The organism is Streptomyces sp. NRRL S-1813, assembly GCF_000719605.1.
Lineage (GTDB): Bacteria > Actinomycetota > Actinomycetes > Streptomycetales > Streptomycetaceae > Streptomyces > Streptomyces decoyicus.
This window is the reverse complement of record NZ_JOHB01000006.1, coordinates 363825-372848: the sequence shown is the minus strand read 5'-3', so window position 1 is coordinate 372848 and position 9024 is coordinate 363825. Positions and strand designations below refer to the sequence as shown.

At 69.6% G+C, this 9024-nt stretch carries 7 protein-coding genes; 4 read left to right on the top strand and 3 right to left on the bottom strand.

All coding sequences use genetic code 11. From position 1 onward, the window contains the following. Window positions 1-167: 167 nt before the first annotated feature. Both gcl and IF67_RS0113150 read right to left on the bottom strand, forming a co-directional pair. Window positions 168-1949: a glyoxylate carboligase gene (gcl, locus tag IF67_RS0113155; RefSeq protein WP_030985262.1), complete on the bottom strand. Its 1782-nt coding sequence runs from the start codon at window positions 1947-1949 to the stop codon at window positions 168-170. A gap of 996 nt (window positions 1950-2945) precedes the next feature. After that, complete coding sequence (locus IF67_RS0113150) at window positions 2946-4172, bottom strand: acyl-CoA dehydrogenase family protein (RefSeq protein WP_030985261.1); 1227 nt, start codon at window positions 4170-4172, stop codon at window positions 2946-2948. A 159-nt stretch (window positions 4173-4331) separates the two neighbouring features. On the opposite strand from IF67_RS0113150, the gene IF67_RS0113145 reads away from it, so the two are divergent. Continuing rightward, complete coding sequence (locus tag IF67_RS0113145; protein WP_030985259.1) at window positions 4332-4979, top strand: TetR family transcriptional regulator; 648 nt, start codon at window positions 4332-4334, stop codon at window positions 4977-4979. Window positions 4980-5015: 36 nt separating this feature from the next. On the opposite strand, the gene def is transcribed toward IF67_RS0113145, so the two are convergent. After that, complete coding sequence (def, locus tag IF67_RS0113140; protein WP_030985258.1) at window positions 5016-5576, bottom strand: peptide deformylase; 561 nt, start codon at window positions 5574-5576, stop codon at window positions 5016-5018. Between the two features lie 185 nt (window positions 5577-5761). On the opposite strand from def, the gene IF67_RS0113135 reads away from it, so the two are divergent. The 3 genes from IF67_RS0113135 (at window position 5762) to IF67_RS0113125 (ending at window position 8983) form a co-directional block, all read left to right on the top strand. Further along, window positions 5762-7000: a MurT ligase domain-containing protein gene (locus tag IF67_RS0113135; RefSeq protein WP_030985256.1), complete on the top strand. Its 1239-nt coding sequence runs from the start codon at window positions 5762-5764 to the stop codon at window positions 6998-7000. A 38-nt stretch (window positions 7001-7038) separates the two neighbouring features. Beyond that, window positions 7039-7767 carry a type 1 glutamine amidotransferase gene (locus tag IF67_RS0113130; RefSeq protein WP_030985254.1) on the top strand — a complete coding sequence of 243 codons (729 nt, stop codon included), beginning with the start codon at window positions 7039-7041 and terminating at the stop codon, window positions 7765-7767. 190 nt (window positions 7768-7957) lie between these two features. Continuing rightward, window positions 7958-8983 carry a 6-phosphofructokinase gene (locus tag IF67_RS0113125; RefSeq protein ID WP_030985252.1) on the top strand — a complete coding sequence of 342 codons (1026 nt, stop codon included), beginning with the start codon at window positions 7958-7960 and terminating at the stop codon, window positions 8981-8983. Window positions 8984-9024 lie beyond the last annotated feature (41 nt).

Genomic DNA, 9024 nt, shown 5'->3' with positions numbered 1-9024 from the left:
GCCCATGATGCCGAGACCGATCCACGCGATCTTGGGCAGATTGCTCATGAGGGTGCCTCTTTCGAAAAGCTGTGGGACGTCAGGAGTGGGCGGCGCGCAAGGGGATGGCGGAGAGGCCGGGTGCGAGAACCGGGCGCACCCGGCTCATCGGCGAACCGGCGCCGGTCTCAGACCTTGAGCGGCTTGATCGCGGTGGGCGCGTGCCCCGGCTCGGTCGCGATGTCCTCCCACTCGTTGACACTGGCGATATCGGAGCCACTCATCGAGATGTTGGTGATCCGCTCGAGGATGGCCTCGACGACGACCGGGACGCGGTGCTCGGCCGCCAGCTTCTTGGCCTCCTCGAAAGCGGCGCCCAGCTCGCTCGGGTCGGTGACGCGGATGGCCTTGCAGCCCAGCCCCTCGGCGACCTTGACGTGGTCCACGCCGTAGACGCCCAGCTCCGGCGCGTTGATGTTCTCGAACTCCAGGTTGACCTGGAAGTTGATGTCGAGGTTGCGCTGCGCCTGACGGATCAGGCCCAAGTACGCGTTGTTCACCAGGACATGTACATACGGGATCTTGTGCTGGGCGCCGACGGCCAGCTCTTCGAGCATGAACTGGAAGTCGTAGTCGCCGGAGAGGGCGACGACCGGCGTCTCCGGGTCGGCGGTGGCCACACCCAGCGCGGCCGGGATGGTCCAGCCGAGCGGGCCGGCCTGGCCGCAGTTGATCCAGTGGCGCGGCTTGTAGACGTGCAGCATCTGCGCGCCGGCGATCTGGGAGAGACCGATGGTGGTGACGTAGCGGGTCTCCGGGCCGAAGGCCTTGTTCATCTCCTCGTAGACGCGCTGCGGCTTCATCGGGACGTCGTCGAAGTGCGTACGGCGCTGGAGCTGCGCCTTGCGCACCTGGGTGGAGGCGGCCCAGTCACCGCGGTCGGGCATCTTGCCGGCGGCCTTGAGTTCCTTGGCCACCTCGACGAACAGCTCCAGCGCGGCCTTGGCGTCCGAGGCGATGCCGTAGTCCGGGGCGAAGATCTTGCCGATCTGGGTCGGCTCGATGTCGACATGGACGAACTTGCGTCCCTGGGTGTAGACGTCCAGCTTGCCGGTGTGGCGGTTGGCCCAGCGGTTGCCGATGCCCAGGACGAAATCCGACTCCAGGAAGTTCGCGTTGCCGTAGCGGTGCGAGGTCTGAAGGCCGACCATTCCGGCGTTGAGCTCGTGGTCGTCGGCGAGGATTCCCCAGCCCATCAGAGTGGGGACGACCGGGGTGCCGGTCAGCTCGGCGAACTCGACCAGCAGCTCGGAGGCGTCGGCGTTGATGACGCCGCCACCGGCGACGATCAACGGGCGCTCCGACTCGTTGAGGAGCGTGAGCGCCTTCTCGACCTGGGCGCGGGTCGCGGCCGGCTTGAAGGCGGGCAGCGGCTCGTACGTCTCGGGGTCGAAGTCGATCTCGGTCAGCTGGACATCGATCGGCAGGTCGATGAGGACGGGGCCGGGGCGACCCGAACGCATCAGGTGGAAGGCCTGCTGGAAGACGCCGGGGACCTGCGCGGCCTCCATCACCGTGGTGGCGGCCTTGGTGACCGGCTTGGCGATCGAGGCGATGTCGACGGCCTGGAAGTCCTCCTTCTGGATCACCGCGGTCGGGGCCTGGCCGGTGATGCACAGGATCGGGATCGAGTCACCGATCGCGGAGTAGAGGCCGGTGATCATGTCCGTGCCCGCCGGACCGGAGGTGCCGATGCAGACGCCGATGTTGCCCGGGTGGGTCCGGGTGTAGCCCTCGGCCATGTGCGAGGCGCCCTCGACATGGCGGGCCAGCGTGTGGTCGATCCCGCCCGCGCCCTTGAGGGCTGCGTAGAACGGGTTGATCGCGGCACCCGGCACTCCGAAGGCGTTGGTCACGCCCTCGCGCTTGAGGATCTCCACCGCGGCGCGGGCGGCTGTCATTCGAGGCATCGAGTACTCCTGCGTCGACCTGTCACGGGCAAGCTCCAGCGAAGGGCCGGAGACGCTTAATTCCGCATCATGGAATTAATGTTTTGCTTTATGGAAGGAACGTAGAACGCAGCGACCCCTCCGTCAAGGGGATGCCGGGCGGCCGGCGCCGGGAGGTCCGCGACGGGTGGCGGGCGCGGGCGAGTGACGCGAGGGCGCGCGAGGCCCGGAGCGCGAGGGAGCGAGGGAGCGAGGGAGCGAGCGGCCCGGGGACGACGCGCACCCCACCCCGCCGACGGCGGCCCGGCGAAAACCGCCGACGGCACAAACCGGCCACCGACAGCCGGAGTTGCCCCGGCGTCACCCCGGACGGCACCACGAGGCATGACAAAGCCCCACCACACTCCCCCTGCGGTGGGGCCCCTTCACCGGCGGTCAGCAGTTAGCGCCGACGGGAGCCTCTCCCACCTCGCCGCATCCGGCGACCATGACCAGCCCGCCCTTCGAGTGCCGCCATTCAGCAACGGCGGCACGCCAGGCAATTCGCCGTCGCCCCACCAAGGCCGAAGTCCGACGCTGCGGCCGGTACGCATCTCAAGCGGAGGCCAAGATCCCGCTCGCCTCGTCGGCCAAGACTGCACAGAGCCGGACGCTATGCACTGGTTGAACGTTGAATGAGTGCTTTCGGCAAGGCATGACATCGCTGTCAGCGGAGGCCTGATCAGCGGCGCACGGAAGCGCCACGCTCACCAGGCCTTTCGCGCTTCGATAGCCACCTCCACGGCGCCGGACCGGCGCGGCCGGCCCATACGGCAAGCGCGTACCGGTCGTAGCGACGGATGCCGCGCCCTGCTGTCGAGGGCCCGTTCCAGTACTCCGGAGCCCATCGAATTGACCTTCCGCATATCTCCGAAAAACCCGTCTCCAGCATCCGCCAGGAACAGGAAAAGCCCCGCCCGGTGACCGAGCGGGACCCTCTTCAAAAGACCGCTACACGCGTCCTACTGCACGCATCCCTCAGCGGATCGGCATTCCCGAAAGCGTACGAGCGATCACCAGTCGCTGGATTTCGCTGGTGCCCTCGAAAATGGTGTAGATAGCGGCGTCGCGGTGCATTCGCTCGACCGGGTATTCGCGGGTGAAGCCATTGCCGCCGAGGATCTGTACGGCCTGGGCGGTGACCTTTTTCGCGACCTCGCTGGCGAAGAGCTTCGACATGGAGCCCTCGGCAGAGGTGAAGGGCTTGCCGGCCACCGCCATCCAGGAGGCGCGCCAGACGAGCAGCCGGGCGGCGTCGATCTGCGTGCGCATATCGGCGAGCTGGAAGGCCACGCCCTGGTTGTCGATGATCGGACGGCCGAACTGGGAGCGGGTCTTGGCGTACTCCAGGGCCTCTTCGTAGGCCGCGCGGGCGGTGCCGACGGCCATCGCGCCGACGGCCGGGCGGGAGGCCTCGAAGGTGGCCATGGCGGCGTTCTTCACGCGCTCGCCACCACTCTTGGCCTTCTCGCGGGCACGGGCGAGGCGCTCATCGAGCTTCTCCTTGCCGCCGAGCAGGCAGTGGCCGGGGACCCGGACATCCTCCAGGACGACCTCGGCGGTGTGCGAGGCGCGGATGCCGTGCTTCTTGAACTTCTGCCCCTGGGAGAGGCCGGGGGTGTCCGGGGGGACGATGAAGGAGGCGTGCCCCTTCGAGCCGAGGTCGGCGTCGACGGAGGCGACGACGACATGGACGTTGGCGATGCCGCCGTTGGTGGCCCAGGTCTTGGTGCCGTTGAGCACCCACTCGTCCTTTGTCTCGTCGTAGACCGCGCGGGTGCGCATCGCGGCGACATCCGAGCCGGCGTCCGGTTCCGAGGAGCAGAAGGCGGCGACCTTCACATCGTTGGCGTCGCCGTACATCTGCGGCACCCAGGTGCCGATCTGCTCCTGGGTGCCGTTCGCGAGCACCCCGACGGCGGCGAGCCCGGTGCCGACGATCGACAGGCCGATGCCGGCGTCCCCCCAGAAGAGCTCCTCCATGGCCATGGGGATGCCGAGGCCCGTGGGGTCGAAGAACTGCTGGGCGTAGAAGTCCAGGGAGTACAGGCCGATCTTGGCGGCCTCCTGGATCACGGGCCAGGGGGTCTCCTCGCGCTCGTCCCATTCGGCGGCGGCGGGGCGCATGACGTCCGCGGCGAAGCCGTGAACCCAGTCACGGACTTCCTTCTGCTCGTCGTTGAGCTCCATGGTGAACTCGGCCATGTCCCCTCCAGTGCTGCGCGCATTACGATGTTACTAGCGGTAACCCGCAGTGTGTTACTCGCGAGTAAGCTATGTCAACTCCTCTGGCGACATTCACGGAGGAGTTCGGGTGTTACGTTGCGCGAGCGCCACGGATTCACAAGGGTGGGGAGCACGACCATGGAAAGCACAGAACATCGCGGCCGCCAGCAGACGGCGACCGAGCGCAGACGGCGGGAGTTGTTGGAGGCCGCCGAGCGCATTGTGCTGCGCGACGGCCCGGACGCGTCGATGAACGCCATCGCCGCCGAGGCCGGTATCACCAAGCCGATCCTCTACCGGCACTTCGGCGACAAGGGCGGGCTGTACCGCGCGCTCGCCGTACGGCACACCGATGCCCTGCTGGCCAATCTGGCGACCGCACTGGACGCACCCGTCCTGCGCCGGGACCGGGTCGAGGCCACCCTCGACGCCTATCTGCTCGCGATCGAGGCCCGGCCGCAGGTGTACCGCTTCCTGATGCACCCCTCCGACGAGGACAACGCGTCCGAGTCCGGCTTCGACGTGGGACGGCACTCCGCACCGCTGCTGCGCCGGCTCGGCGAGGAGCTGGCCAAGGTGATCACCGACCGGCTCGACCTGGGGCCGGGCGGCGAGCTGACGGCACGCGTCTGGGGACACGGGATCGTCGGCATGATGCACGGCGCCGGTGACTGGTGGCTGCGGGAACGCCCTTGTACGCGCGAGCAGTTGGTCAAGCAGCTGGCCGACCTGCTCTGGGGTCAGCTGGTCGCGGTCGAGGACCGCGCGGACGGCCCAGGCTTCTGAGCGCCGGACCATGATGCGGCGGGAGGCGCCGCCCGCTCAGCGGCCGGGCGCCCCCGCCGTCGCCGCCCACGGGGCCTTGGCCGCGGCGCGCAGCGCCCGGCGGCGGCGCAGCCCGGTGAGACGGTCGACGTACAGCCCGCCGTCGAGGTGGTCGCACTCGTGCTGGAGACAGCGGGCGAAGAAGCCGGTCCCGGTCACCGTCCTGGGCTCGCCGGTGACGCTGAACCCGGTCACGACGGTGTGGTCGTGGCGCGGGGTGCCGGCCTCGATGCCGGGGACCGAGAGACAGCCCTCGGGACCGCGGACGACCGGGCCGTCGGCCTCGACGAGCCGGGGGTTGACGAGATGCCCGAGATGACGGCGGTCCTCGTCGTCGGGGCAGTCGTATACGAACACCCGCAGCGGGACGCCGATCTGATTGGCGGCAAGGCCCACACCGTCCGCGGCGTACATCGTCGCGTACATGTCCTCGACCAGCCGGGCCAGCTCGCCGTCGAAGGCGGTGACCTCCTGACAGGGCCCGGTCAGGGCCGGATCGCCGAGCAGGCGCAGCGGGCGGGGACGGCCGGAACTGCCGGGGATGGTGCGGGGAGACATGGGGGTAAGGGTACGGTCCGGCGCGCCCGGGACGTCGCCGGACGGGTGGCGGGGTTCGGGCCCCGGGCCGGATCTCGATAGGCTGATCCCCGACCGAAGCCTCGGCCGGTCATCGGCTGCGGAGGAAGCGTTCCACCGGCAGCCTCAGGGCAGGCGGGCGCCGGATGCAAGGAGGATCAAAGACGATGGCAGGCAACACGGAGCCGCTGTCGCCGCGGGCCAAGCTGGCCGTGACGGCGGGCAAGGCCGCGGCGGCGGTGTCGCGCGCGGCGGGCCGCGGCAGCGGATCGGTGATCGGTGGCCGGGTGGCGCTCAAACTCGACCCCGACCTGCTGGCGCGGCTGGCCCGGCACTTGGACGTCATCCTGGTGTCGGCGACCAACGGCAAGACGACCACGACGCGACTGATCGCAGAGGCACTGCGGGCCAGCGGTCCGGTGGTCTCCAACGCGCTCGGCGCCAACATGCCGGCGGGCATCACGTCCGCGCTGGCCGGTGGATCGGACGCCCGCTACGGCGTCATCGAGGTGGACGAGAAGTACCTCTCCGGCGTGGCACGCGATGTGACGCCGAAGGCCATAGCGCTGTTGAACCTCTCGCGCGACCAGCTCGACCGCGCCGCGGAGACCCGGATGCTGGCCGAGCACTGGCGCGAGGGCCTGGCCGGTTCCAAGGCCCTGATCATCGCCAACGCGGACGACCCGCTGATCGTGTGGGCGGCCTCGTCGTCCGCGAATGTGGTGTGGGTCGCGGCCGGGCAGGAGTGGAAGGACGACGCCTGGTCCTGCCCCTCGTGCGGTGGCGTGATGCAGCGGCCGAGCGATGACTGGTTCTGCGGCGAGTGCGGCTTCCGCCGCCCGACGCCGAGCTGGGCGCTCTCCGGCGACCATGTGCTCGACCCGCACGGCAGCGCGTGGCCGATCAAGCTCCAGCTGCCGGGGCGCGCCAACAAGGCGAACGCCACCACGTCCGCCGCGGTCGCCGCCGCCTTCGGGGTGCCGCCGCAGGTGGCCCTGGAACGGATGTACTCGGTGCAGGCGGTGGCCGGCCGCTACGACGTGGTCACGTTCATGGAGCGGGAGCTGCGGCTGCTGCTGGCGAAGAACCCGGCCGGCTGGCTGGAGACGTTCTCGCTGATCGACCCGCCGCCGACCCCGGTGATCATGTCGGTGAACGCGCGCGGCGCGGACGGCACGGACACCTCGTGGCTGTGGGACGTCGACTACACCCGGCTGGCCGGGCACCCGATCTTCGTGCTCGGCGACCGCAAGCTGGACCTGGCGGTGCGCCTGGAGGTCGCGGGACTCGACTTCCATGTGTGCGAGAGCCTCGACGAGGCGGTGGGCATGGCGCCGCCCGGCCGGATCGAGGTCATCGCCAACTACACGGCCTTCCAGGACCTGCGCCGGCGCGTGGGCAACTGAGTGTGGTCCACCGACGCTACGGACAAGGACGAGCGAGCATGAGTGACAACAGCCTGCGCCTGGTGTGGATCTACCCGGACCTGCTGAGCACGTACGGCGACCAGGGGAACGCCCTGGTGGTCGAGCGGCGGGCGCGCCAGCGCGGTCTGGACGTCCAGCGCCTGGACGTACGGTCCGACCAGCAGATCCCCACCTCCGGCGACATCTATCTGATCGGCGGCGGCGAGGACCGGCCGCAGCGGCTGGCCTCGGAGCGGCTGATCCGCGACGGCGGGCTGAGCCGTGCGGTCGCCAACGGCGCGATCGTCTTCTCGGTGTGCGCCGGCTATCAGATCCTGGGGCACGAGTTCATCAATGACCTCGGGGAGCGCCAGGAGGGCCTGGGGCTGCTGGACGTGGTCAGCACCCGCGGCGAGGCCGAGCGCTGCGTCGGCGACGTACTCGCCGATATCGACCCGCAGTTGGGGCTGCCGCCGCTGACCGGCTTCGAGAACCACCAGGGCGTGACGCATCTGGGCAAGACCTCCCGGCCGTTCGCCAAGGTGCGGTTCGGCAAGGGCAACGGCGTCGGCGACGGCTACGAGGGCGCGTGGAACGACACCGTCTTCGGTACGTACATGCACGGGCCGGTGATGGCGCGCAATCCGCATATCGCCGATCTGCTGATCAAGCTGGCGCTGGATGTCAATGCGCTGCCTCCGGTGGAGGACCGCTGGTACGAGGCATTGCGGCAGGAGCGGATCGCCGCGGCGACCCAGCCTGCTTGATACCGCTTCCTCCCGGTTCGGGCGGTTCGCCGATATGCGACATCTGCCGGAATTCAACCCTTTCCGTACGCCCGCAGTCCGCACTGCGGGCGTACGTGTGCCCGGCGGCCCCGCGCTTGTAGGGTGAGCGGAATCCAACCGGACGACGGGGTCCGGGCCCCCGGTTGAGTTGCAGAGGGTTTTTCGAGCAATGCGTATTGGTGTACTCACCTCCGGCGGAGACTGCCCCGGTCTGAACGCCGTCATCCGCTCCGTCGTCCACCGTGCCACCGCCGATCACGGCGATGAGGTGATCGGCTTCCGTGACGGCTGGAAGGGCCTGCTGGAGTGTGATTACCGCAAGCTCGACCTCGACGCCGTCGGCGGCATCCTGGCGCGCGGCGGCACCATCCTCGGGTCCTCGCGGGTGCAGCCCGCGCATCTGCGGGACGGCGTGGAGCGGGCCCGCGGCCATGTCGCCGAACTGGGCCTGGACGCCATCATCCCGATCGGCGGCGAGGGCACGCTGAAGGCGGCGCGGCTGCTGTCGGACGCCGGGCTGCCGATCGTCGGCGTACCGAAGACCATCGACAACGACATCGCCGTCACGGATGTCACGTTCGGCTTCGACACCGCGGTGGGTGTGGCCACCGAGGCGCTGGACCGGCTCAAGACCACCGCCGAGTCCCACCAGCGAGTGATGATCGTCGAGGTGATGGGGCGGCACACCGGCTGGATCGCGCTGCACTCGGGCATGGCGGCCGGTGCGCACGCGATCGTGGTGCCCGAGCGGCCCTTCGACATCGACGAGCTCACCGCGCGGGTCGCCGCGCGCTTCGAGGCCGGCAAGAAGTTCGCCATCGTGGTCGTCGCCGAGGGTGCCAAGCCGCGCGAGGGCACCATGTCCTTCGATATCGGCGGCAAGGACATGTACGGCCATGAGCGGTTCGCCGGCGTCGCCCGGCAGCTCTCCGTGGAGCTGGAGAACCGCCTCGGCAAGGAGGCCCGTCCGGTCATCCTCGGGCACGTCCAGCGCGGCGGCACCCCGACCGCCTACGACCGCGTGCTCGCCACCCGCTTCGGCTGGCATGCCGTCGAGGCCGCGCACCGCGGCGACTTCGGGATGATGACGGCGCTGCGCGGCACGGACATCACGCTGGTGCCGCTGGCCGAGGCCGTGGAGACGCTCAAGACGGTGCCCGTGGAGCGCTACGCCGAGGCCGAGTGCGTGCTGTGACCTCGCCGCCCGCGGCGTGAGGGTCCGCGCGCCACGAACCG

Coding starts and splice junctions, on each gene's coding strand:
- gcl (WP_030985262.1), bottom strand. CDS start 1,949: ATGCCTCGAATGACAGCCGCCCGCGCCGCGGTGGAGATCCTCAAGCGC.
- IF67_RS0113150 (WP_030985261.1), bottom strand. CDS start 4,172: ATGGCCGAGTTCACCATGGAGCTCAACGACGAGCAGAAGGAAGTCCGT.
- IF67_RS0113145 (WP_030985259.1), top strand. CDS start 4,332: ATGGAAAGCACAGAACATCGCGGCCGCCAGCAGACGGCGACCGAGCGC.
- def (WP_030985258.1), bottom strand. CDS start 5,576: ATGTCTCCCCGCACCATCCCCGGCAGTTCCGGCCGTCCCCGCCCGCTG.
- IF67_RS0113135 (WP_030985256.1), top strand. CDS start 5,762: ATGGCAGGCAACACGGAGCCGCTGTCGCCGCGGGCCAAGCTGGCCGTG.
- IF67_RS0113130 (WP_030985254.1), top strand. CDS start 7,039: ATGAGTGACAACAGCCTGCGCCTGGTGTGGATCTACCCGGACCTGCTG.
- IF67_RS0113125 (WP_030985252.1), top strand. CDS start 7,958: ATGCGTATTGGTGTACTCACCTCCGGCGGAGACTGCCCCGGTCTGAAC.